Source organism: Amycolatopsis jejuensis, assembly GCF_000717335.1.
Taxonomy (GTDB): Bacteria; Actinomycetota; Actinomycetes; order Mycobacteriales; family Pseudonocardiaceae; genus Amycolatopsis; species Amycolatopsis jejuensis.
Genome location: NZ_JNYZ01000015.1, coordinates 127,702 through 149,706 on the forward strand (window position 1 = coordinate 127,702; position 22,005 = coordinate 149,706).

20 protein-coding genes and 5 pseudogenes are annotated in these 22,005 nt (G+C 67.4%); 11 read left to right on the forward strand and 14 right to left on the reverse strand.

Going from position 1 to position 22,005, the window contains the following annotated elements; translation table 11 throughout:
- The first annotated feature begins 10 nt into the window (after window positions 1–10).
- The 5 genes from OO71_RS22410 to OO71_RS22430 all read left to right on the forward strand — a co-directional run bounded on the left by OO71_RS22410 (window position 11) and on the right by OO71_RS22430 (window position 3,224).
- A complete protein-coding gene (locus OO71_RS22410) occupies window positions 11–1,198 on the forward strand; it encodes an acyl-CoA dehydrogenase family protein (RefSeq protein WP_033291784.1) in 1,188 nt (395 codons plus the stop codon).
- Window positions 1,199–1,216: 18 nt separating this feature from the next.
- A complete protein-coding gene (locus OO71_RS22415; protein WP_033291785.1) occupies window positions 1,217–1,627 on the forward strand; it encodes a nuclear transport factor 2 family protein in 411 nt (136 codons plus the stop codon).
- 15 nt (window positions 1,628–1,642) lie between these two features.
- On the forward strand, window positions 1,643–2,137 hold the full coding sequence (locus tag OO71_RS22420; RefSeq protein ID WP_051791919.1) for a cupin domain-containing protein: 495 nt from the start codon (window positions 1,643–1,645) through the stop codon (window positions 2,135–2,137).
- A gap of 31 nt (window positions 2,138–2,168) precedes the next feature.
- Window positions 2,169–2,648 (forward strand): flavin reductase family protein, encoded by a 480-nt coding sequence (locus OO71_RS22425; RefSeq protein ID WP_033291786.1) that lies wholly within the window; start codon window positions 2,169–2,171, stop codon window positions 2,646–2,648.
- Between the two features lie 150 nt (window positions 2,649–2,798).
- A complete protein-coding gene (locus tag OO71_RS22430) occupies window positions 2,799–3,224 on the forward strand; it encodes a hypothetical protein (RefSeq protein ID WP_033291787.1) in 426 nt (141 codons plus the stop codon).
- A 26-nt stretch (window positions 3,225–3,250) separates the two neighbouring features.
- Here OO71_RS22430 and OO71_RS22435 read toward each other — a convergent pair whose 3' ends face one another.
- Complete coding sequence (locus OO71_RS22435; protein ID WP_033291788.1) at window positions 3,251–3,880, reverse strand: TMEM175 family protein; 630 nt, start codon at window positions 3,878–3,880, stop codon at window positions 3,251–3,253.
- Window positions 3,881–3,885: 5 nt separating this feature from the next.
- Window positions 3,886–4,398: a DUF6790 family protein gene (locus OO71_RS22440; protein ID WP_033291789.1), complete on the reverse strand. Its 513-nt coding sequence runs from the start codon at window positions 4,396–4,398 to the stop codon at window positions 3,886–3,888.
- A 57-nt stretch (window positions 4,399–4,455) separates the two neighbouring features.
- On the opposite strand from OO71_RS22440, the gene OO71_RS22445 reads away from it, so the two are divergent.
- Window positions 4,456–4,875, forward strand: coding sequence for a MarR family winged helix-turn-helix transcriptional regulator (locus OO71_RS22445; RefSeq protein WP_033291790.1), 420 nt, complete (start codon window positions 4,456–4,458; stop codon window positions 4,873–4,875).
- A gap of 111 nt (window positions 4,876–4,986) precedes the next feature.
- On the opposite strand, the pseudogene OO71_RS53365 reads toward OO71_RS22445, so the two are convergent.
- From OO71_RS53365 to OO71_RS22475, 7 genes and pseudogenes are all read right to left on the reverse strand, one after another.
- A pseudogene (locus OO71_RS53365) lies at window positions 4,987–5,229 on the reverse strand (TetR/AcrR family transcriptional regulator); the annotation flags it as partial.
- A 126-nt stretch (window positions 5,230–5,355) separates the two neighbouring features.
- Window positions 5,356–5,901, reverse strand: a pseudogene (locus OO71_RS52310) (transposase family protein); the annotation flags it as partial.
- A gap of 93 nt (window positions 5,902–5,994) precedes the next feature.
- A complete protein-coding gene (locus OO71_RS22450) occupies window positions 5,995–6,834 on the reverse strand; it encodes a S1 family peptidase (RefSeq protein WP_162186098.1) in 840 nt (279 codons plus the stop codon).
- A gap of 111 nt (window positions 6,835–6,945) precedes the next feature.
- A complete protein-coding gene (locus OO71_RS22455) occupies window positions 6,946–7,896 on the reverse strand; it encodes a prolyl oligopeptidase family serine peptidase (RefSeq protein ID WP_051791922.1) in 951 nt (316 codons plus the stop codon).
- Window positions 7,844–9,655: pseudogene (locus tag OO71_RS22460) on the reverse strand (prolyl oligopeptidase family serine peptidase). Before OO71_RS22460 ends, OO71_RS22455 begins: the two are co-directional and overlap by 53 nt.
- A pseudogene (locus OO71_RS52315) lies at window positions 9,618–10,760 on the reverse strand (M3 family metallopeptidase); the annotation flags it as partial. The pseudogenes OO71_RS22460 and OO71_RS52315, both read right to left, overlap by 38 nt.
- 40 nt (window positions 10,761–10,800) lie before the next feature.
- Window positions 10,801–11,523 (reverse strand): helix-turn-helix transcriptional regulator, encoded by a 723-nt coding sequence (locus tag OO71_RS22475; protein WP_051791926.1) that lies wholly within the window; start codon window positions 11,521–11,523, stop codon window positions 10,801–10,803.
- A 1,143-nt stretch (window positions 11,524–12,666) separates the two neighbouring features.
- On the opposite strand from OO71_RS22475, the gene OO71_RS22480 reads away from it, so the two are divergent.
- A complete protein-coding gene (locus tag OO71_RS22480; protein WP_033291793.1) occupies window positions 12,667–12,861 on the forward strand; it encodes a hypothetical protein in 195 nt (64 codons plus the stop codon).
- A 3-nt stretch (window positions 12,862–12,864) separates the two neighbouring features.
- Window positions 12,865–13,245, forward strand: coding sequence for a type II toxin-antitoxin system death-on-curing family toxin (locus tag OO71_RS22485; RefSeq protein WP_245633748.1), 381 nt, complete (start codon window positions 12,865–12,867; stop codon window positions 13,243–13,245).
- Here OO71_RS22485 and OO71_RS50265 read toward each other — a convergent pair.
- Together OO71_RS50265 and OO71_RS46570 are read right to left on the reverse strand one after the other, a co-directional pair.
- Window positions 13,222–13,536, reverse strand: coding sequence for a hypothetical protein (locus OO71_RS50265; RefSeq protein WP_156096485.1), 315 nt, complete (start codon window positions 13,534–13,536; stop codon window positions 13,222–13,224). The genes OO71_RS22485 and OO71_RS50265 overlap by 24 nt on opposite strands.
- Before the next feature lie 8 nt (window positions 13,537–13,544).
- Window positions 13,545–13,910, reverse strand: a complete 366-nt coding sequence (locus OO71_RS46570; RefSeq protein WP_051791928.1) for a 5'/3'-nucleotidase SurE — start codon at window positions 13,908–13,910, stop codon at window positions 13,545–13,547.
- A 1,286-nt stretch (window positions 13,911–15,196) separates the two neighbouring features.
- Here OO71_RS46570 and OO71_RS52320 point away from each other — a divergent pair.
- Window positions 15,197–16,046 (forward strand): annotated as a pseudogene (locus OO71_RS52320) (IS481 family transposase); the annotation flags it as partial.
- Between the two features lie 151 nt (window positions 16,047–16,197).
- Here OO71_RS52320 and OO71_RS52330 read toward each other — a convergent pair.
- Entirely contained in the window at window positions 16,198–16,371 is a 174-nt protein-coding gene (locus tag OO71_RS52330) for a transposase (RefSeq protein ID WP_245633749.1), read from the reverse strand.
- On the opposite strand from OO71_RS52330, the gene OO71_RS53370 reads away from it, so the two are divergent.
- The gene (locus OO71_RS53370; protein WP_033291794.1) at window positions 16,364–16,606 is read left to right on the forward strand and encodes a hypothetical protein; all 243 of its coding nucleotides are present in this window, start codon (window positions 16,364–16,366) and stop codon (window positions 16,604–16,606) included. The genes OO71_RS52330 and OO71_RS53370 overlap by 8 nt on opposite strands.
- A 493-nt stretch (window positions 16,607–17,099) precedes the next feature.
- Here the strand turns inward: OO71_RS53370 and OO71_RS22505 are convergent, their stop codons facing one another.
- Together OO71_RS22505 and OO71_RS22510 are read right to left on the reverse strand one after the other, a co-directional pair.
- Entirely contained in the window at window positions 17,100–18,530 is a 1,431-nt protein-coding gene (locus OO71_RS22505; protein WP_033291795.1) for an aldehyde dehydrogenase family protein, read from the reverse strand.
- A gap of 88 nt (window positions 18,531–18,618) precedes the next feature.
- Window positions 18,619–20,193: a sigma-54-dependent Fis family transcriptional regulator gene (locus OO71_RS22510; RefSeq protein WP_033291796.1), complete on the reverse strand. Its 1,575-nt coding sequence runs from the start codon at window positions 20,191–20,193 to the stop codon at window positions 18,619–18,621.
- 713 nt (window positions 20,194–20,906) lie between these two features.
- Here OO71_RS22510 and OO71_RS22515 point away from each other — a divergent pair.
- Window positions 20,907–22,004 carry an NAD(P)-dependent alcohol dehydrogenase gene (locus OO71_RS22515; RefSeq protein WP_033291797.1) on the forward strand — a complete coding sequence of 366 codons (1,098 nt, stop codon included), beginning with the start codon at window positions 20,907–20,909 and terminating at the stop codon, window positions 22,002–22,004.
- Window position 22,005: the final 1 nt, after the last annotated feature.

Consider the following 22,005-nt stretch of genomic DNA (forward strand, 5'->3'; position numbering starts at 1 on the left):
GGAGTCCTCAATGACGAGCACCCCACCGCAGACCCGGCCTGCCGATCCGGTCGCGCGAGCGGCAACCGTGGCCGACGTCCTTGCCGCGCAGGCCGGGGAGGCCGACGCACAGCGGCGGCTGCCAGGGGACACCGTCCGGGCGCTGACCGACGCGGGCATGCTGCGGCTGATGACTCCGGCCGAGTTCGGCGGATCCGGCGCCGGCGTCAGTACGCTGTCCGAGGTCGCCAAGGTCCTCGGCCGTTCGTGTGCCTCGGCGGCCTGGGTCACCGTCATCACCAACGGTTCCAAGATGCTCGCCGCGCACTTCCCGGACGAGGCACGCCACGAAGTCTTCGGGTCCGACCCCGACGCCGGGGTCGCGTCGGTCTTCGCGGCAGGCGGCACCGCTCGCGCGGTCGACGGCGGCTACCGGGTCTCCGGCCGGTGGGCGTGGGCTTCGGGAATCCTGCACGCGGCCTGGGGAATCGGCATGGCGCCGATCGTCGACGACAGCGGCACCCCGGTGGGCGCCGGCTTCGCGCTGATGCCTGCCGGTGACCTCACGATCGAGGACACCTGGCACACCGCCGGGATGCGCGGCACCGGCAGCAACACGATGGTCGCCGACGACGTTTTCGTCCCCCGCCACCGGATGCTGCCGCCGCAAAGCCTTCTCGCGTCACCGAAGCAGACCGACCCCGGCGAACCGCAGCTGCTGCGTACCTCGCCGGTCGCCGGGCTGGTCAGCAGCCTCGCGGCCCCCATGGTCGGAGTCGCGCAAGCCGCTCTCGCTTTCGTTGCGGGGAAAGCACCTCGCCGCGCCATCAGCTACACGTCCTATGCAACGCAGGCCGACTCGCCCGCGTTCGTCAAAGGACTCGGCGAAGCCGCGATGCAGATCGACAGCGCCGAACTGCACCTGGCACGGACCGCCCGGCTGATCGACACCGCGGCCGCCGAAGCGCGTGCACTGACGTTGGAAGAGCGCCGGCTGGTGCGCGGCGACGTCGGACATGCCACGCGGCAAGTCTGCCTTTCCTTCAACCAGCTGATGGATCTGCACGGATCGTCGGCGTTCGCTGAGGCGAGCCCGCTGCAGCGGATGTGGCGGGACGCGAACACCGGTTGCCGGCACGCGACTTTCGCGTCCGCAGTCAACTACGAGGTCCACGGTGGTTCCCTCCTCGGGCTGCCGCCGATCACCGAGCTCCTTTGACCTGAAGGGAATCTGCACATGAGCAACCCGGCAGAGCGCGACCGGCAGCGCGAGGAGATCGTGAAGCGGGCACTGGGTGGCCTCGGCCACGGCGATGTCTCCGGCATGGCCGCGGCCGTCGCCGAGGACGTCGAATACCGGCTTCCCGGGAGCCATCCGCTCGCGGCGACCCACCGGGGGAAGGACACCTTCCTCGCCCTCGTCGGCGGCCTGCTCGAACAGTTCGACGGCGGCATCCACTACGACTTCCATCGGTTCGTAGTCTCCGGCGACACCGTCGTCGCGACCTTCCGGGGTACCGGGAAAACCGTGCAGGGCAAGGACTACGACAACCAGTACTGCGCGCTGTGGGACTTCGACGACGAGTCGAAGGTCGTCCGGGTCACCGAGTTCTTCGACAGCCACCACGTCGTCGCGACCCTGCTCTGACCGGAAAGGACCACGATGACCACCGAACGCATCCAGCACATCCGCAAAGCGGACCGGGATTCGCTGTGGTTTCTCGGGGACAACGTCCAGATCATCTTCGACGCTTCCCACACGGAGGGGAAACTCCTGCTGGCCTGGCAGCACATGGCCCCCGGCGCCACCCCGCCGCTGCACGAACACGCCGTCGAAGACGAGATGTTCTTCCTCCTCGAAGGCTCCATCACCTACTGGTCCGGCGACCGGGAATTCACCGCGGGCCCGGGCGATGCCGTCCTGCTCCCCGTCGGCGTACCGCACACCCTGCAAGCCGACCCTGAGGCCGGGGCCAAATTCCTCCTGCTGACCTCCCCCACCGGATTCGAAGACTTCCTCCGCGCGGTCTCGGAACCCGCCACGTATGACGGTCCCCAGCGCGGCTGGCAGATGGATGAGGAGACCGCCCGCAAGCTCGGTGCCGCCGCCGAACAGGCCAAGATCACCATCATCGCCCCGCCCGGCACCCGTCCCTGACTCCAGGTTTCCGCACCGGACAAGGAGACCCGTGACCACCGCACCCATCCACCTGCGGAAGATGTTCGGCGCCTTCCCCAGCGGAGTGGCCGCGCTCTGCGCACAGGCCGGCGGGCGGCCGATCGGCATGGCAGCCAGCACCTTCACCCCGGTCTCGCTCGACCCGCCGCTGGTGTCCGTGTGCATCCGCCGAAGCTCCGGCACCTGGGCGCGGCTCCGCCGGCTACCCAGCCTCGGCGTGAGCATCCTGGGCGCAGACCACGAGCGAGCCGCCCGGCAGCTGTCGGCGAAAGCCGGAGACCGTTTCACCGGCCTGAAGACCGTACCCACCCCGGACGGCGCACTCCACCTCGCCGAAGCCTGCGCCTGGTTCGAATGCGCTCTCGACGCGGAACTCCCCGCGGGCGATCACGTGATCGCGGTGCTGCGCATCACCCGCACGGGCCACGGCGAGGCCGGGGAGCCGCTTGTGTTCCATGCCAGCCGGTACCGCCGGCTGGCGCAAACCTGACCACACCGCCGCACTCATCGGCGGCTCGGAGGTGCTCGGTTTTGACACGAAGCAGTCCACCGACCATAACTGGGAACCGCGCCTGCACCTGTTCCGGACCGAACGCGACGCCGAACGGCACGGCTCCGCAGTCACCGAGCTGCTGGCCACGTGCCGCGCACCTTTCTCGGCTATCCCACGAATCTCGCCCCGCTCGGCGCCGACGGCACAGGCAGGCAACAACCGGGCGGGTGCTGCACGGCGTCGTCGCCGGGCTCCGGGCCGGCTCACCGGGCACCTCGGGTTCGACCCGTCGGCCGAAGTCACCACGTTCGGCTGGCTGGCCGCCCGGCGTACAGCAAGTGGCTTGGCAGCGCGTTCGCGCAGCTCCCCTGTGCCGCAACCCTGCCCCCGGCCATCGCCCGCGAAACCGTCGCCACGCTGGACCTCACCCGCACGCTGCTCGAGAGCATCAGCGACGACGCCGCACGCGAACTTCCGTTGACCGGCAACGTCGACCACCTCATCGACAGCACTGACGTTCTCTGCCACCACGAGCGCCGCCCGGCTGCCGCCCGTGCCCTTCTCAGAGCCTGAGAAGGAGAACTGACGAGCCCGATCACTCAGCGGACGGCGCGGTCTTGGATGCGCCCCGCGACGGCGAGCACGATGGGCGCCGTCAGCCAGCACAGGTATGCGCCGGTGCTCGTGGTCAGGAACGAGATCGGCACGGACAGCCCGAACACGGTGGCCAGGCAGATGCTGCGCACCAGGCTCTGGGCGAACGCCCGGGGCGGGACGTCCGTGCGGTAGAGATGACGGCGCCGGACCTCCCGGATGATCAGCGCGAACGTCGCGGACGCCAGTACCTGCACGAGCGCGTAGAAGCTGAACCGCGGCGGGAAGGCGCCGTCGGCGGTGAGGACCCGGGTGGCGAACGGCATCAGTACCTGCATGAACAGCCACGCCAGGGTCAGGCTGATCAGGCGGCTGTTCAGTGCGCCGACCGAACGGAAGATCTCGTGGTTGGCGCGCCAATGGGCGGCGATCACCACGAAGCTGAGCGCGAAAGCCAGGTACTCCTTGCCGTGCTCCGACACCGAGCTCAGGATGGCCTCGGTGGTGTCGCCGCGGGGAACTGGCAGTTCCAGCGCCAGCAAGGTGAGGGCGATCGCGATCACCGCGTCGGCGAACATGGTGAGCCGCTCGGCTGCGGTCTCCCTTGTCTCACCGTCGGTTTTGGGGTCGGCCATCGGAGTCAGACCGCAAGGCGGGGCGTGGCCACCAGGCGCCGGGACCGCACGGCCAGGATGATCATCACGGCCGGGATGAGGACGTCGCTGACGAGGACTCCGCCGGTGTTGCCGGGACTGTGCACGCCGTTGGCGAACCACTGGTAGACGTGGCCTGCCGCGGCTCCCCACAGGAACATCCCGGCGCCGAGCCCGATGGTGATGCGCTCCCGCGCGGACGCCGACGCGGCACGGAACCCCATGACGGCCAGCCCGAGGTTGGCGAAGGCGATCTCGAAGAGGAAGGGTGTCCGGCCGAACCCGATGGTGGTGGCCATGGCGTCGGGGAAGGCGAGGAACGCAACCGTCATCCACAGACTGCCGAAACCCATCGCCCCGATCGCCCACCAGCGCTGCCAGATCTCCAGCCGCTCCCTGGCCGACGTGGCACGCCGGGCCGCCACGACGGCGCCGGCGGCCGGCACCAGGATCCAGACCAACGGAAAGGCGGATCGGCCGAGGTAAGAGAGAGTGTCCATGGATTTGAGTGTTGCATGGTTAATATTAACTAGTCAACACTCTGCTATGCTGACCTCATGGACGACGGACTCGGAGATTTGCTGCACCGGGTGGTCATGCTGCTGGGCGAAGCAACCCGGCAACGCACCGACGGTCGAGACGGCTTGACCTACAGCCAGATCCGGCTGCTGGGCACCCTGGAAGACATCGAGCCGGTGACGCAGCACCGGCTGGCACAGGCTTTGTCGGTGTCCGATCCGGCAATCAGCCGCGCACTACGCCCGCTGGAAGCCGACGGCCTGGTCCACGTCACCACCGACCCCGAACACGCCCGGCGACGACTGGTCCGCCTGACCCCAGCCGGCCGGAAAGCCTTCCACACCGCGGGAAAACCGCTCTACGACGAATTCCGCACAGCCCTGCTCGCGGCGGGTTTTCCGTACGAGCGCTACCTGGAAGACACGCGCCGGCTGGCGGAACTCCTCACGTCCGGCTGAAGACGGCTCAACCGGGCCCGAAAGCATTCCGTACCGTGTGCCGCAACGAATTCGGCGGCGCCCGGGTACCCGCTGCGACTCTGCGGTGGTGGTACTCGCCGCCGACCAGGTCATCGCCATCCCGATCACCATCGAGTGAATGTCGTGCGGGTCGATGTCGGCCGCGAGGACGCCCGCAGCTTGGCAGTCCGCGATCGCGCTGATCTTCGGGGAGTCGTCGCTGCCGGGGAACAGCGGACCGGACGGGCGTTGCTCCAGGCGGTTCCACTTCGCCAGGCTACGAGGGCCGGGTTGGCCAGGTAGGCGTCGTAAAAGGCGGACGGCGTAGCCGGGCAGGGCCGTGACGTGTTCCATGAGCACTGCGCCGAACAGCTCTTCCTTGCCGAGAAGTGGGAGTACAGCTGGGATCTGCTGACCAGCGTCTGCTCCGCGATCCGGTCGACCCGTCCGCCGGCGATGCCGTGTTCGGCGAATTCCCGTGAACTCCTCGGCCAGGATCCGGTTGTAGCGCTCCACTTTTCCGTTGTGACGTGGGGGTGCAGGGCGTGATCCGCTGATGCCAGGCACGCGCAGGATGGTGACGAAGTTTTTCACGGGCATTGTCGGTGACCAGCCGGTGGATTTGACTGATGCTGTGCCGGGCGAAGAACGCCCGCGCCGGTGGACAAACCCGATCGCGGTCCGGGTTTTCTCGTCAGGCACGGCTTCGGTGCAGGCCACCCGGGAATAGCCGTCGACGGCGGCGTGCAGGTAGCTGTAGCGGGACCGCTGACCACGGGTTTTGCCTCGGGCAACGAGACGGTCCTGGTCACTGCCCCTGCCGTGGACGCGCCAGCCACCACCGTCGGCGATCTGGCCGGTGGGGTCGAGGAACCAACGCCGGGTCAGGCCCAGCTGCAGCAGATACCGGCCCACGGTCCGGACCGAGACGGTGATGCCATCGGCGGCCAGTTCGGTGGCGATGCGGCGGGCGGAGTACTTCCGTTGCCGGCGCAGCTGTTCAATCCGGGCTACCACTTCGCCGGGGTGGCAGCGGGCGAACTGGGAATGGCCGGTTCCGCTTTCCCGGAACCGACCATTCACTTCATCTGCCGAGTCTGCCGAGTATGCCGATCGCGGTCACCGGTGATTCGCGAGTGCCGCGTTCACCTCGCCGATCTGGTGCTGGAGCATTGCCGAATACGCCGTCACGCGGGAGTAGAAACCCGGCTTCTTCCCGTCTGCGCACGAGGCTGCCCAGGAGACCACGCCGGCCACTCGCCCGTCGATGATCACCGGACCGCCGGAGTCACCCTGACAGCTGTCCACTCCTCCCTCCGGGAATCCGGCGCAGAACTGCCCCTTCATCCCTTCTTTCTTGATCTCGTCCGTCGGGAACTCTTCCGGGTAGCTGTCAGTGCATTTCCGATCCGAATAGACCGAGATCAGCGCCGTTCGCAGTTCATCCGATTTCTGCATTTCCGGAGCCACTGCTCCCCAGCCAAGGATACGCGCGGACTCCCCTTCGGTGTACAAGTCAGTGTCGGCAGTTCCGGCAATGACTGCATACGGCCCGGGAAGCGACTCGCGTAACGTCAATACGGCGACATCGTGGCCGTGTACCGCCGGGGCGAAGTCCGGATGGCTCCAGATGCTGTCGATTTTGACCTTTTTCCCGCCGGCCGAACCGGTACGGTCCCGGCCCTGCACAATCCGTCCCTGTTCCGGCTTCTGCCCGAAAACACAATGTGCGGCGGTCAGCGCCTTGTTCGGCCCGACCAGCGCCGCGCCGCAGGAATGCCGCAGGCTCGGCACGGTATCCCCGTCACGCAGCCGGATCTGCTCGTAACTGAGCATCCACGGATACTTCGCGGTAGAGGTCGGATTACCACCGACGATCGCCTGGGCCGATCCCGGCATGACAAAAAAAGAAGCAAGGCCGGCCACCAGGGCGACCGTTGCCGAACGACGCCAATTCATCCTCAATCTCCCGATCCCCACCTGTGATTGACGTGCCGATTTCACTGGAAAGCTATCAGCGGAAGAACTGTTCCGCATCATCCTGCAGGATGACCGGAAAAGGCGAAAGTTTTATCTCCGAGCGGTTTCAAAGCCGGACGATATTCGACCAGCTTCCAGCGCGTCCCACAGGAACGCAAGGAACTCGGCAGCCTCCGCGGCCTGGGCGGCAACCGGTTTGCCGTGGCCGTGCCCGGCGTCCCTGCGCACGGACAGCAAAATCGGTGCGGTCCCGCCCTGCGCCTGCTGCAAGGTCGCGGCGAACTTGTACGCGTGCACTCCCGGTGGCAGCCGATCGTCGGACTCACCGGTGGTGATCAGCGTGGCGGGATAAGCGGTACCGGGCCGGACATTGTGCACCGGCGAGTACGCCTTGAGCGTCGCGAACTGGTCCGGGTCCTCGGCGGTTCCGTATTCGGAGATACCGGCATTGCTGGTGGTGAAGCGGCGGTAGCGCAGCATGTCCAGCAGAGCAACCTCCGGCACGACCGCGGCGAAGAGTTCCGGGCGCTGGACGAGCATGACACCGGCGAGCAGGCCACCGGCCGAGTGGCCGTTGAGCGCAAGCCGCCGAGGCGAGGTCCAGCCGTGCGCGAAGAGCCATTCGGCCACCGCTGCACAGTCGTCGAAGGTGTTTTGCTTGCGCTCCATCGTTCCCGCGTCGTGCCAGTCCTGCCCGCGTTCGCCACCCCCGCGTACCCCTGCGACGGCGAGTACCCCTCCGCTGTCGATCCAGCCTGCATACGGTGGGAAGAAGCTGCCCGAGCCGAAGACATAGCCGAAACTGCCATAGGCCACCAGCAGGGTGGGCCGGGCACCGTCAGGCGTGACATCACGCCGGTGCACGAGAGTCAGCGGGACAGCCGCGCCGTCCGTGCTCATGACCGCAACCATCTCGGTGACGTAGCCGTCCGGATCGTGGCCCGGCGGCGAGGTGTCGAAATCGACAGTCGTTTCGCGCGTAACGAGGTCATGGCAGACGATCGCGGCGGGCCGCGTCCACGAGGCGACCTCGAAAAACACTCTCGAGTCGGCCTCGGTGCCGCTGATCTGACACACTCCGGTTCCGTCCGGGAGCGAAACGGCGTAGGACTCGGATCCGTCGAGCGTGGTGATCCGGACGTCCGTGCCCGTGGGGTCGCGATGAAGTGTGACCAACTGGCCCCGTACAAGCACACGCTGACGTCGTCGAGAGAGAGAGTTCCCTTTCCCCCTCCGGGATGACTTCCCGCCAGCGTTCGCGCGCCGGGTCAGCGAGGTCGACCGCGACCACCCGGCCCCGGGGTGCGTCACGATGCGTCTGCAAGTAGCGGACGTCGCCGACGACCCCGAGGTAGCTGCCGGCATCGGCAGTCACGACCTGTTCGAACGAGCTCGCACTCTGGTCGAGCGGCCGGTGCAGAATCGTGTCCACCTGGGACTTCCCCGGGCTGGGCAGCTCGATGAGCAAATGCCGCCCGTTCCGGCTCACGTGCGGAACGACCATGCCGGTGCCCACCGGCGCCTCGTACACCACCGCATCGGCCGTCTCCCCACGCAGATGCAGCTTCACCTGGCACGTGATGGTGCCACCGTCCGCTTCCGCTACCGGCTCATAGACGAGGCAGAAGCCGCTGCTGTCCGGCAGCCAGGCGAAGACCGGCGGAATGAGCCGTTCGACCGCATCGGGAAGGACCACGCACGGATCGACGTCCACGATGCGCGCGGTCGCCCAGTCACTGCCCCCGCTGGTGGTCGTGTAGGCGACGAAGCGCCCGTCCGGGCTCGGCCGGAAGCCCCCGATCGCCTGCCCCTGCTCCTCGGGCCGGACGAGCACCCGGGGGCCCCGGTCGTCGATGACCCACAACGCATCCGGATCGGGCCCGCCGTCGTTGCGGGTCTCGAAACGCCTGCCTCCACGCACGATCGGAGCCGAGCGCCGCGGATACCCGGTGAGTTCCGCGACCCGCTTGCGGAAACGGGCCCACGACGGCAGCCGGTGGATCAATTCCGTGGTCAGCTCCGTCTACGCGCACGCCCACGCCTGCACTTCCGGGTCGTCCGGCGCCTCCAGCCAGCGGTAGGGGTCCGGAATCCTCGTGCCGTGCAGCAGATCGGTGGCAGCTACGGTTTTCGTGTGCGGATACTCCGGCGGACGCATGCGTACTCTCCCCTGTCGACAGACGGCTACTGCTCTTCGGTACGTCCACCCAGATTCTCGGCAAGGAACCGCTCCACGGCCGCGTACATGCGGCGCCGGTTCTCCGGCTTGGCCACCGCTCTGCGATTGCGGCACTCGCGGGTCGTTGGCCCCCTGGATGATCATCATGGGCTTGGCCACGTCATCCACCCGGGACAGCGGCGAGCGCGCCCACCGGAAGTCCGGGTCGGCCTCCGGATCACCGACCCGCATCCGGATCTGCTTGGTCACGGTGGTCCAGTACGCCGGAGTGCTCTCGATGAACGTCCGAAGGTCCGCAACTCCCATGACGTCGATCGCGCACGCGAAGACGTCCGGGGTGAAGGTGGCACCGATCAACGCCGCATAGCCGCCATTGGAATGCCCGTAGATGGCGATCTTCTCCCGGTCGGCGTAGCCCCTCGCCGACGATCCATTCGACGGTGTCGAGCAGATCGTCGTGCATCCGGCCGGCACTCCGCGGCGGCGCAACAGGATCAGTGCCGGACGGGCACCGGGTCGGCAGCGTGCCGAGACGCATCGAGCCACCTGCCGAAGGCGGCGGCCGAGTACGGGCGGCCACGAGGCCGGCGGCGTCCGCCGAGCCCCCAGGGGCGAGGACATGGTCGCGATATCGCGCTCCGGCGGCCGGATCGAGCAAGTCGGCGCGATCGAACCCGGTGAAGAGGTCCTTGGCGATCACCAAGCTCCACATGTAGGCGTAATAGGAACTTCCGTACCCGGCGAGATGCAGGAACGACGTGTGGGCATGGGTGCCGGGGAGCCGATCGAACACGTCGTATTTTTCCTGCAGTTCCTCGGCCAGCGCAGGGAGATCGTCCGGACAGCCGGCATGCATCCGGTAGGCGAGCATCGCGAGGTACATCTGCTTGCGGACGAAGCAGCCGTTGCCGAACTCCTTGGCCGCACGCATTCGCCCGACGAGGTCCTCGGGAATGGGTACCCCGCCGGCATCGGTGGCGAAGCTGCGCAGCACTTTCGCGTCCCACGCCCATTCCTCGAGCAGCTGCGACGGAGCCTCGACGAAGTCGAGTTCGGTGGCCTCACCCGAAAACCGGGCGTAGCGTTGCCTCTCGCCGCTGAACACCTGGTGCATGAGGTGCCCGAACTCGTGGAACAGCGTCACGACGTCGTCGTGCTCCATCAGCCCGCGGCTGAAGTTGCACACGAGCGCTCCTTCGGTCAGCTGCCGCCCCGCAAGCCCGGGTCGCAGTGCGGCGGCGCCCGCATGCGTGAACTTTCCCTTTCGTGGATGCAGATCGAGATAGACCCGGCCGATCCGTTCGGCTGCGCGCAGCACGTCGAACACCACGACGTCCGGGTGCCACGCGGGCACATCGACGACCCGGTACTCGACCCCGAACAGCTGTCCGGTGACATCGAGAAGTCCTTGTTGCACTTTCGCGAAGTCGAAATAGCGGCGCACTTCGCGGGCATCGACGTCGAACTGCTCCCGCCGGACCGCCTCTGCGTAGTACGCGAACTCGGAAGCGTCCAGACTCGTCGCCGCGGGATCGTCCTCGCGTTTGCGCGCCAGCAGCACCTCGGCCTCGCGACGCGCAGCGGGCTCGGCGAGTGCGCTGACCAGGCCGATCGCCGCCGCGTTCAGGTACGCCGCCTGCCGGGTGAACGGGAAGTCCTCAGCCGGCGCCGCGCCGATGCCCGCCCGCAAGCCGTCGTCCAAGGACCGCTCCGTCCGATCTGCCACGGGCCGCCTGCCCGGGACCGCCGGTCCGACCGCGTTGCCGTCAGCGCTCGTCGTCCAGCTCGTTGAGGTACTTGTAAATGGTGTACCGGCTGGAATCCAGCCATTCCGCGGCGAGTTCAGCCGCTTCGCGAATGGTGAAGAAGCCCCGTTCTTTGAGCTCCCGGACCACCGCGACCTTGTGCGCCTTCTTCATCAGTTCGACCGGGACGCCGATCGAACTGATGGCATCGTGCAGAATGCCCTCGGCCAGTGCCTCGACCGAAAGCGGGAACTTCTCGGCCATTCCGGTTGCCGGTGCCGCCGGCTCCTGCTCCGCAGGGACGTTCATCGACGCGAACGCGGCCAGGAACTGCTGGGTGCGCTCGACATCCCGCACATCGGTGTTGATGCACAGGCTGGCGACCGCCCTGCCGTCCGGTGCCTTCAGCAACAGGCTCGACGAACGCATCACGAGCCCGTCGGGCATCTCGGTGCGATACCGGATGAGATGGTCGCTCGCGCCGGACATCATCGTCTGGATCCCCAGATCGGTGGGCGGGCCACCGATCCCGCGGCCGGCGTTCGTGCCCCCGATCGCCACGATGGTGTTGGGGAACTTGGTGAAATCGTGCAGCACGACCTCGGTGCGCGGCTGCAGCACTTCCGCAAGCGGTTCCACCAGCGGCGAAATCATCTTGACGATCTTTGCCGCATACGCCTGCTCCTCGAGACTGAAGTCGACGGACTCCGATCCCTTCGACCGCTTGTTCGCTGCTGCCCTCACGGAGGTACGTCGACCGAGTTGGACCGGGCGGCTGGAACACACAACTACGGGCGTCGTGTCCTTCGCGAGTGGCGGCGGACGGGTCGCGTGGACGAATGTGATGTCACGTCAACCGAAGGACAGGATACGTTGCTGGTGGCCGGTTGATCGGTCACGGGCCGGTCGAGGCCGACCCAGCGAACAATCCGTAAACCAGTCTGGCGTGACGTGGGAGTTTGGCTCGTCCTGACCACTTGGAAGTGCTGGGCCGGGCGACCTGTCGCGGCTTGGCTTTATCGGTCATCTGCGGTGCCACCCCGGCAGCCGGCGCCCCAAACCACGCACCGATGTCCCCGCGCCGTGCCGATCGGTAGTGCCAGTCGGGGTGGTTCGAGGCCGCGACCGTCCAGCGGCATCGGCACGGCACCGTCGTCCACCAACCCACCCGCAGGACGGGCAGCCGACTCAACGAACGACCACAGAGGAACTGCCCAGCCACCAACGCGCACGCAGAGTCGGTCACCCCGCCAAGGCTCGAACCACACACCAGCAACTGACGTGCGCCTCAGCATGGTTCGTCACCCACTCCGCTAATCGAAGCATATCCGCCTGACCTCCCCGGATCGCTCGACATCGGAGATACGCCGGAGCGAGAGCGACCCGATACGTCCCCAGGGAGACCGGCGTCTTCGCGTCACCAGCGAGCAGGTGGATCCGCGCGAGGTCGAGTGCTGCACCAGCGCCGATGAGAGGGTTGCACCGGTCGCGGAGCTGGCGCTGGACGTGTCCTTCGAACGGACGCGCCCGGGACCCGACAGCTCCTTCGGTGTGCGCGTCGACCGCCGCCGCGAACAGAGGGTCGCAGGTGTCTGGTTCGATGACAGCGAAGGTCAGGATGTCGCCGGCTCGGCACGCGGATGTGCTTGTCGACGGCACTGCCAAGGGGTGCGCCAGGGCCGGCCGGAAACCTCCGGCCGGCAGACGCTCCGTCGCCGGAATGCGCTCGACAAGGCCGTCCGGGAATTCGGGACCGGCGAGATGGCCGGGGCACCGCCCGCCGCCCCGACGTCACCCACCGTAGCGGCCATGTTCACAACCTCCCCCATATCCCCTGGTCAGCGCCGTAGGTACCAAACACGGTACCTAGTCAGGTACCATACGGGTATGACAGCGTTGAACGTGCAGTTCACCGAGGACGAAATGGACCAGATCCGCGAGGCAGCCGGCAAGGAGGGCGTGTCCGTGAAGAAGATTGCCCACGACGCCGTCGTCGCCGACCTTCGCCGCCGCCGGGTCGTCGCCGCAGCTGTCCGGACCGCGCGCATCTCGGCCGAGCTCAACAAGCGGCTCGCGCAGTAACCGGTGATCCACTACCTCGACCTCGGAGACGTACAGGAGGTCATGGCAATCGTGCTGGGATCTCCGGCGCTCATCCGTGACCACGGGCTTCTGGCATCAGCCCTGGCCCGGCCCCAGTCCACGGTCTTCGGCCAGGACGCCTACCCCGACCTGTTCGACAAAGCCGCCGCCCTGCTGCACTCCCTCGCCCGCAACCATGCGATGCAAGACGGGAACAAACGCGCAGCCTGGAACTGCGCAATCGTGTTCCTGGACATCAACGGCCACCCGCTCGCCGAGCCACTGGACGTGGACAAGGCAGAGAACATGGTGCTCAACGCCTGTCAAGGCCGCATCGACGTACCGGAAATCTCCGCCGCGCTACGCGGGTTCGTCCAGGCCTGACCCCTCAGGACCAGCGCAGCCTTCCCGGTTGCTTCGGACATCCAGCCACCGGGACTTCATCAAGTAACGCCTGCCGATCTTCTGCGTCGTCCCACATGCGCGCCCCAGTCCCCTCGACTGATCCCCGACGAGGTCGGCCACGCGCACGCGCTGCGCATGGAGCTGGCCGCCGACGGGGAGGTCACACAGCGCGCCCGCCAGACCCGGTGAGTAGCTGATCATCGCGTCCCGTGAGGTGGCACCCGGCGCGGCGACGACCGCGTTCGCGCGGCTGCCTGCGGGGTAGTTCACGTTCAGGATCATGACCGGTGGCAACAGCGGCCGCCGCCCGCTCGCGTGGCGAGAGCCGTGACCAAGCGGGCAGCGAAATCGGCCGCAGCGGCGAAATGAGCGGGACTCGTGTCCGGTTGGCGAGCTGACGGCCCGCTGACCGCGATGGCAGGCACCCCGAGTTCGGCCGCCGTGATCGCCGCCGCCACGGTTCGGGAGTGGAACGCGGCAGAGCTGACGCTGTTGCCGTTGTTGATTCCCGACGCGACGAGGTCCGGCTGCGTGGCGGCGCACCCGGAACACAGTCCGACCATCGCGGCATCGGCGGGGTGGCCGCCGACCGCCCAGACTTCGGGGTCGGCGGTCGGCCGGGTCAGGCCCAGTAACCCGTGCACGGTGAGCGCGCCCCGGTGCCGCTTTCGTCACTGGCCGGGGCCACCACGACGACCGTGTTCCCTGCCCGGAGGAGCGCTGCCGGAGGGCGGCAAGCCCGGTCCCGACCATCCGGCCGCGAATCGGCCGCGACGCGGCGGACGACGTCAGCCAGCTCCGGACGGGCGCCGAAGCGAGCGACGCAAATCGCGCTGCGGCGTACGGATCGGGGCTGCTGCATGTGCCAACCGATGATGGGCAATCAGATCGTGAGATCCCCCGGCCATGTTCGTTTCAACGACGGAATCTCGCCCTGGAGAATTCTTGCCCATTCGCGCTGATCGCGGGATGATTTTGGACTGTGCTCCTGCAGCATCTCAAACTCGCCCAATGAGCCGAGCGCTCGCGCTGCGGCGATCCTCGTATCACGAAGGAGGTCCTGAAGGAGATCGACCAGCAACTCCCGAACCGGGAGCGCCCGTACGTGTTCGCGCAATCCCGCGTTGCCGAGCCGGCGGATAGCGTCCGCTCCGAGCAGTACGCACCGTAGGGGAGGTGTCCTTCAATGCCTCCATCAAGGGAACGAGAGCGTTCGCCTCTCCGGAATCACCCAGGCCTTTTGTCGCATCCATTCGCACAGTAGCGGGGTAATACCTGAGGATCGTGTCGTACTGGCCCAGTGGGTCAAGTTGGCGGAGCCGACTGAAGCCCAATTGGTATCTTGTTACTATCGGTGCCTGAATCGCGCTCCTAATCTTGCTCGACGGATTTTCGACTGCCCTGACCTGCCCGTCCGGGACGAGGTCCAACATAGGATTCGGGTCGCGATCGCGATCGCGCTCAGCAAGAATCCTCAATGCCCGGATGGGCACTTTGCCAGACCGTATTTCACGCCTCAATGACTTGAATATCACTTCGTCGATTCCTGCTTCTTCTGCTTTGACAAGATCAACTGCCATTGACGCGGCCCACGAATCAGGAGATCTCAATATCTCTTTGAGATAGCCGTGTACGTCCAGCTTGTCTCGCATTCCCGATCTCCTCGGTCTGCCAGCTTCTCCCGCGCTGGGCGGTTGACATTACAGTAGCTCGCAAACTTGGCCGTTCTCGCGTCTTGCGGGTTTCAACCGCGTCTGGTACTCAGACACCCGAGTCCCGCGTCGGCAACCCGGTAAACCCAGTTCAGCGAGCCGAGTCCGTTCCATATCGAGACTGCGCGTTCGACACACCTGGCAAGAGCCGCCCGATAGAAGATTCGCAGGTTGACGTACGACCGATAGCCGCCGTACCGAACGTAGTTGAGGGCGACTCCCGCGTGGCAGCGCGGGGCAAGGGGGGCATGGCCGACCGATCCAGCCGCCCGCATCACTGCCCGCGCCGCACCCCGACACGCACCGAACGGCGGATCGTCAAGGTCCGGGTGCTGCGCCGGTGGGGACCGGCACGGATCGCGTTCTTCCTGTGGCTGGCGCCCTCCACCGTGCATCGTGTGCTGGTCCGCTTCGGCCTGGCCCGCCTGGCCCATCTCGACCGGGCCACCGGCCGCCCGATCCGCCGTTACGAACGCGCCACCCCGGGCGAGCTGGTCCACGTCGACATCAAGAAACTGGGCAACATCCCCGACGGCGGCGGGCACCGTGTGCTCGATCGCGCCCAAGGCCGACGCAACGCCCGGGCCACCACCACCGAACGCCGCAACAACCGGGCACCGATCGGCTACGGCTACCTGCACAACGCCGTGGACGATCACTCCAGGCTGGCCTACACCGAGATCCTGCCCGACGAGAAGAAGGAAACCGCTGTCGCGTTCTGGCGGCGCTCAGGTCTTCTTTGATGTCAACGGAATCACCGTCCAGCGGGTACTTACCGACAACGGATCCTGCTACAAGTCCCGCCTCTGGCGCGACACCCTCACCAGCGCGGGCATCACCCACAAACGCACTCGCCCCTACCGGCCACAGACCAACGGCAAAGTCGAACGGTTCAACCGCACCCTGCTCGACGAATGGGCCTACGCCCGCCCCTACCGCTCCGAAACCGAACGACGCGCGGCGTTACCACGATGGCTGCACACCTACAATCACCACCACGGCCACACCGCACTCGGCGGCCACCCACCCGCCAGCCGCGTTCCCAACCTCCCAGGTCAGTACACCTAGGGCCTGACTCGACCGCGTGGCGTTGCTTGTCGATCTCCGGATCGAACGCGGTTGGCCTGCCACGGTTACGGCGATGACGGATCTGATCAGCGGGCCGGGGATCGGGCACGCGCTCCTTCGCCGCCGAAGGAAGGCCCGGTTGGCGCGGGAACTATCGGCCTTGTCCGCCAGCACGCGATCCGGCCGGGTCCACGCTCGCCCGCTGCCAGCGCCGGAACACGCCGTGGAAGGTCTGCCAGCAGCCGTAATCGGATGACACGTCGCGCCAAGGCGAGCCGACACTGACTCGCCAGGGGACACCATCGAGAAGCCGGCGGTTGGTCATATATCGGTGGGCGGAATTCGGCGGTCAGCCGGGCGACGTCGACGACCCGCTGGCCGTTGTCGTCGTGGATGTCGAGCAGGCCGCCCTGCGCGCGGGAGGCCGCGGACGGTTCGGCCTCGTAGACCGCGGCCGGGATGCCACGGACGTGCAGGACGCGGGCGAGGACGAGACCGCCGAGCCCGGGCCGACGATCGTGACGGGAGTGGTCATGAGACGGCTCCTCCGAGAGTTCTAGTACGCCGTTCCACGGTGCTCCAGATGTGTCAGGATGGGCACATGACAACGCGAACGCGCCAGGCACAACGGCGCACCAAGGCGCTTTCCCGGGAGCTGACCCCATCGGCGGTCACCCCTGCAGGCGGAAACCGCGCCAGGCCCTCTCGACGAGACCTTCGCGTCGTCGCCGGAGATCGGCTTCCGGGTCGGCCGGGCGCGTAGAACAAGCTAGCCGGTGACCCGGTGAGCGCCATCATCGCGAGGACGTTCGCCGGCGCAAGTGCCGGGTCGATGTGGCCGTCGCGCTGGGCGTCGGGGGTGGCTGTCAGCTTCTGCGCCCTCCTCGGCCATGGTGGTGACCAGGTCGCCCACAGGCAGGCGTCGTAGATACCGACAAGCGTGGCCGGGCAGATCATGGGCAGTCGTCGGCACCTCCGCTCCGGAGGGCCGGGACGGTGGTCGGCGACTCCGAATCCCGGCCCCCGGATTGGTGCAGGACCACCACGGCAGGATCAGACGGTGTCCGGTCGTTTGTTGATCGTGATGGTCTGCCAGTTCGTGTATTCCATAAGCCCGTGCAGGGAATTCTCGCAGCCGATGCCGGATTGCTTGTGCCCGCCGAAGGCCTGCGCGGGCGAATACTGATGGACCTCGTTCAGCCACACAGTCCCGGCTTCGATCCGGCGGCCGATCCGTTCCACGGCCTCCAGATCCTTGCCCCACACGCTCGCACCCAAGCCCCACTCGGTGTCGTTCGCGCGCGCGATCACGTCCTCCTCGTCGCTCCAGCGCAGCAGAGGCAGGATTGGCCCGAAAGGTTCCTCCTTGACCAGACGGGAGTCCTCGGGCGGATCGTCGACCAGGGTCACGGGCACGAACCAGCCCGGCGCGGACTCGTCGATTTCACCGCCCAGTGCGAAGGTGTAACCATTCTTGGTGCAATCGGCGAAATACTCCTTGACCTTCTCCAGCTGCGGCCGGTTCTGAATCGGGCCGAGGTCGGTGTCGGCTTCCGCACCGTTGCCGACTTTCACCGTGCGGGCGTAGGCGACCAGCGCATCACGGACCTGCTCGTAAACATCAGCGTGAATGTAAACCCGCTTGGCAGCATTGCAGAACTGCGCGTTGTTCTGGAATGCCGCCCAGAACAGCTGCGGTGCGACCTTCTCGGGGTCGACGTCGGGCAGCACGATCGCCGGGTCGTTGCCGCCGAGTTCGAGGGTGATGCGCTTGAGGTTACCCGCCGCTGAACGCATCACGTGCTTACCGGTCTCGGTGTTGCCGGTGAAGGCGATCTTGTCGATGCCCGGGTGCGCCGTGAGCCATTTCCCGAGATCGTCGTCGCCGGAAAGGACATTGAACACTCCGGGCGGGAGCAGATCGGCGACGAGCTCGGCGAGCTTCAGCGTGCACAACGGCGTGAACGGCGACGGCTTCAGCACAAGGCAGTTCCCGGCCACCAGTGCGGGGGCGATCTTCCACACCGCAAGCAGGATCGGGAAGTTCCACGGCGTGATGCCGCCGACCACCCCGAGCGGCGTGTACCGGGTGACGACGCGGTGCTCGGCGCTGTCTTCCAGCACCTCCTCCGGCAGCGACTGCCCGGCGATCGCGCGGAACCAGATCACCGACCCGCCGACCTCCCACTCGGCACCCGCCCGCGGCTTGCCCTGCTCACGCGTCAGCAGCGCCATGAACTCCTCGGCGTGCGCCTCCAGCCGGTCGCCGATCGCGGCGACCGCGGCCTGCCGTTCCTCGATCGGGGTCGCCGCCCAGCCCGGGAAAGCCGCACGGGCCGCCGCAACCGCCTCGTCGAGCTGGTCCTGGCTCGCCACCGGGACCTCGGCGATCGTCTCGCCCGTGGCCGGGTTGAAGACCGGCGTAGTCGCCCGCGAACGCGCGGGCTTCCCGTTGATGGTCATCACGTAGTCGTCTTGCCGCATTGGGGTCACAGTTGCCTCCGTCGTTGCAGTACCGCCGCCCAGCATGTCGGCGAACGATCACCGGTAACTGTGCCGATCCGGAACACCTTCACTCGATGCCGAGTTCCTTCAGCCTCCGATACAGCGTCGTGCGGCCGATGCCGAGAATCTCCGCCGCATGGACCTTGTTCCCGCGGCACCGCAGCAGCACGGAGGTGATCGCATCGAGTTCGGCTTGGGCCAGCACCGGCAGATTCCGGGCAGGACGGCGGAAAATGTCCGGCAAATGCGCTGTCGTGATCACCCCGCCGTCGCGGCCGAGCTCGCGCAGCAGAGCCGCAAGCTCGGCGAGGTTACCCGGCCAATGGTGCCGGCTCAACGCACTCACCGCGCCCGTACTCAGCCGCGCGCTGCTGCCCTGACTCCGCAGAACCTCCTGGGCCAGCAACGGAAACTCGTGCCGGCGGGCACGCAACGGCTCGGTGCGCCAACGGCCGGTACACCGCGCCGCAAGCCCGGCGTGCTCGCCGGACAGCTCGCTCTCCGGACAGCTGGTGAAGGCAAACCAGCCGGACGAGCTGTCCAGCAGATGCGCCAGCCGTACCGCAGCCGCGCTGTCGAGCAAATGAATCCCGTCAATCACGACGAGGTGATCCATTTCCCGCGCAACGATTTCCCCAGCTGCATCGAGCACCGTCACCGGATGTGGACCCGCCAGCGCCAGCGCAGCGGTGGTACGGCCGCTCCCCGGCTCACCGTGGATCAGCAGGCGGGAACGTCGGCGCCGATGCTCGGCGAGTGCCTCCACGAGACTCGGCAACTGCCGGTTCCGAGGTACCGGCGGCCGGAAAGGCTTGCTTTCGACAGCTTCGAACAGCACCGCGCGGCGCGTGCCCGGCAGGATCGTGTACGACACGTCGACCGGTTCCCCCGCACGGGCAGGCAATCGGCACGAGCCCTCGTCCCCCTGCAGCTCCCTGGCGAGTCCACGGGCCGCCGCGGGATCGAACGTGTCGGTCGCGGCCTGGTTGGCGAGCATCAGGCCCTCGTCGAGCACCAGTACGGGACGGCTGGTCCGGGCCGTCCGCGCCCGGTAAGCCGCCAGCAACCGGCGATCCCCGGCCGAACTGCCCTCCAAGAGCCGCGCCTCGATGTCGCGCACCGCCTGGGTCAGAAACGGCTGCAGCAGGTCGGTCGCGTCGGCCGCGTGCCCGGTCACGTCCAGGACGCCCGCCAGCCGCCCGGTCACCGGATGCGTGATCGGGTGCCCGTAACAGCAGAAACCCTTGAGCGGGTCCAGGAAATGCTCCGCCCCGACCACCGTGATCCCCCGCCGGATCTCGAACGCGGTCGCCAGCGCATTGGTCCCGGCGACCTCCTCCGTGTACCGGTGCCCGGGCACCGCCAGGACGTCGTCGAGCGCATCGGCCAACCGGCTCTCGCCGAACCGGCGGTCGACGATCCGCGCCTCGTGATCGGCCAGCAGCACACTGAACCGGGTCCCCCGCAGCTGCCCGGCGAGCACGTCGAGCACTGGCTCCGCGGCGACCATCAGCGTGCTGCCGCGATCGACCTCGCCGAAATCCTCCGCCGACACGCCGGACCCGGGATCCAGCCCGCTGAGCTCCGCCCGCCGCCACGCGATCGCGATCTCGGGCCGGAGATCCGCCTCCGAACCGCCCATGAGCCCTCCACGCCGAGGTTGTCATCCACCACGTTCCATCAAGCCCGGAAAACGGGGCACCCGGCACACCCGGATGGGTGTGCCGCCCCGTCAGGTGGAGCGGGGCAGTCCTCGGACGAACCCCTGCCGAGCAGCACGAGCGCACTCGGCTCGCCCCTCGCGGGTGATCGGCGGCATCACGGACCACTTCGCATCTGGAAGACCGCGCGGAGTCGTTCGCGTTGCCCAGCCGGAGCCAGTCGCCACACAAGGAGTCGACGTAGCTGTCCAATGTCGAAGCGGCCGGACGGCGCTTCACTCGAAGCGCCAACACTGGCGCCCGGAGAGGCGTGAAGGTCGGCCAGCGGCATCGACGCAGTGGTCACCTCCTCGCCGTCCGGGGTGGGCAGCCGCATCGAACGGGAAGTGATGCGGGACTTGGCGAACTGCCCCGCGACGAGGCGCTGCTCCGGAAACGTCCGGACCCGCGGCACGTCCCCGGCCACCCCCGGCGGTGATCTCCAGCGAAGGGATCATGCCGACCCGCACCGGCACGACCGGTCGCCGGTCCTGGACGAGCCAGCTCACGAGGTCGTCATCCACCACGTTCCATCAAGCCCGGAAAACGGAGCAGGCGGCACACCCGAACGGGTGTGCCGCCTCGTACCGGCGTCGCCGACGATCGGCGACAGCAGGCAGCAGACGCATGCCGGGAGACCACAAAGGAGTGTCCGTTGCACACCACAGCAGCCGTGTTACGACAAGCGCAAGCACCGCTCACGCTCGAGGAGCTCGAAATCGAGCAGCCCAGGGCCGGGGAGGTGCTGGTGCGTCTGGTGTCGTCGGGCGTCTGCCACACTGACCTCGGGGTGATCGCCACCGCGGTCGACGGGCAGCTGCCGGTGGTGCTCGGGCACGAGGGTGCCGGCATCGTCGAAGCCGTCGGGGAAGGCGTCGGTTCCCTCGCCACCGGCGATCACGTCGTCCTGACGTACAACTTCTGCGGGCAGTGTGACCACTGCAAGACCGGAGTGATGACGCACTGCCGCGATTTCGTCCCGCTGAATCTGTCCGGCGCGCGGCTGGACGGTAGCACCCCGCTGTCCTCGAAGGACGGCCCGGTGTTCGGCCACTTCTTCGGCCAGTCGTCGTTCTCCCGGAAGGTGATCGCCACCGAGCGCAACGCGATCAAGGTCGATTCGTCTTTGCCGCTGGAACTGCTCGGCCCGCTCGGCTGCGGCGTGCAGACCGGAGCAGGCGCGGTCCTCAACTCGCTGGCGCCCGAAGAAGGTTCGAGCATCGCGGTGTTCGCGGCCGGCTCGGTCGGGCTGAGCGCGATACTGGCGGCCAAGGTTGCCGGTTGCTCGACCATCATCGCGGTCGACCCCCAGGCAGCGCGCCGCGAACTGGCCACGGAACTTGGTGCCACCCATGTCGTCGACCCGGACGACGCCGACCCGGTCGAGGCGATCCGCACGATCACCGGCACGGGCGCCCGCTATTCGGTCGACTGTATCGGCCTCCCCGGCGTCGTGCGGCAAGCGCTCGAATGCCTGCAGTCGCCCGGAACTTGCGCGAGCGTGGGATACCAGGGCATGACCAATGAGCTGACGATCGACCAGGGGCACCTGCTCTTCGGCCGGTCGCTGGTCGGCGTCATCGAAGGCGACGCCATCCCCGGGCAGTTCATCCCGCACATGATCGAGCTGTATCAAAACGGCCGGTTTCCGTTCGACAAGCTGATCACCACCTTCCCGTTCGACCGGATCAACGAAGCGATCGACGCCGCCCACCACGGCAAGGTGGTCAAGGCAGTCCTGACCTTCGACTGAG

Bases quoted from the DNA above. Each gene is read 5' to 3' on its own strand.
- OO71_RS22410 (WP_033291784.1), top strand. From the start codon at position 11: ATGACGAGCACCCCACCGCAGACCCGGCCTGCCGATCCGGTCGCGCGA.
- OO71_RS22415 (WP_033291785.1), top strand. From the start codon at position 1,217: ATGAGCAACCCGGCAGAGCGCGACCGGCAGCGCGAGGAGATCGTGAAG.
- OO71_RS22420 (WP_051791919.1), top strand. From the start codon at position 1,643: ATGACCACCGAACGCATCCAGCACATCCGCAAAGCGGACCGGGATTCG.
- OO71_RS22435 (WP_033291788.1), bottom strand. From the start codon at position 3,880: ATGGCCGACCCCAAAACCGACGGTGAGACAAGGGAGACCGCAGCCGAG.
- OO71_RS22440 (WP_033291789.1), bottom strand. From the start codon at position 4,398: ATGGACACTCTCTCTTACCTCGGCCGATCCGCCTTTCCGTTGGTCTGG.
- OO71_RS22445 (WP_033291790.1), top strand. From the start codon at position 4,456: ATGGACGACGGACTCGGAGATTTGCTGCACCGGGTGGTCATGCTGCTG.
- OO71_RS22450 (WP_162186098.1), bottom strand. From the start codon at position 6,834: ATGAATTGGCGTCGTTCGGCAACGGTCGCCCTGGTGGCCGGCCTTGCT.
- OO71_RS22480 (WP_033291793.1), top strand. From the start codon at position 12,667: ATGACAGCGTTGAACGTGCAGTTCACCGAGGACGAAATGGACCAGATC.
- OO71_RS52330 (WP_245633749.1), bottom strand. From the start codon at position 16,371: ATGACCAACCGCCGGCTTCTCGATGGTGTCCCCTGGCGAGTCAGTGTC.
- OO71_RS22505 (WP_033291795.1), bottom strand. From the start codon at position 18,530: ATGCGGCAAGACGACTACGTGATGACCATCAACGGGAAGCCCGCGCGT.
- OO71_RS22510 (WP_033291796.1), bottom strand. From the start codon at position 20,193: ATGGGCGGTTCGGAGGCGGATCTCCGGCCCGAGATCGCGATCGCGTGG.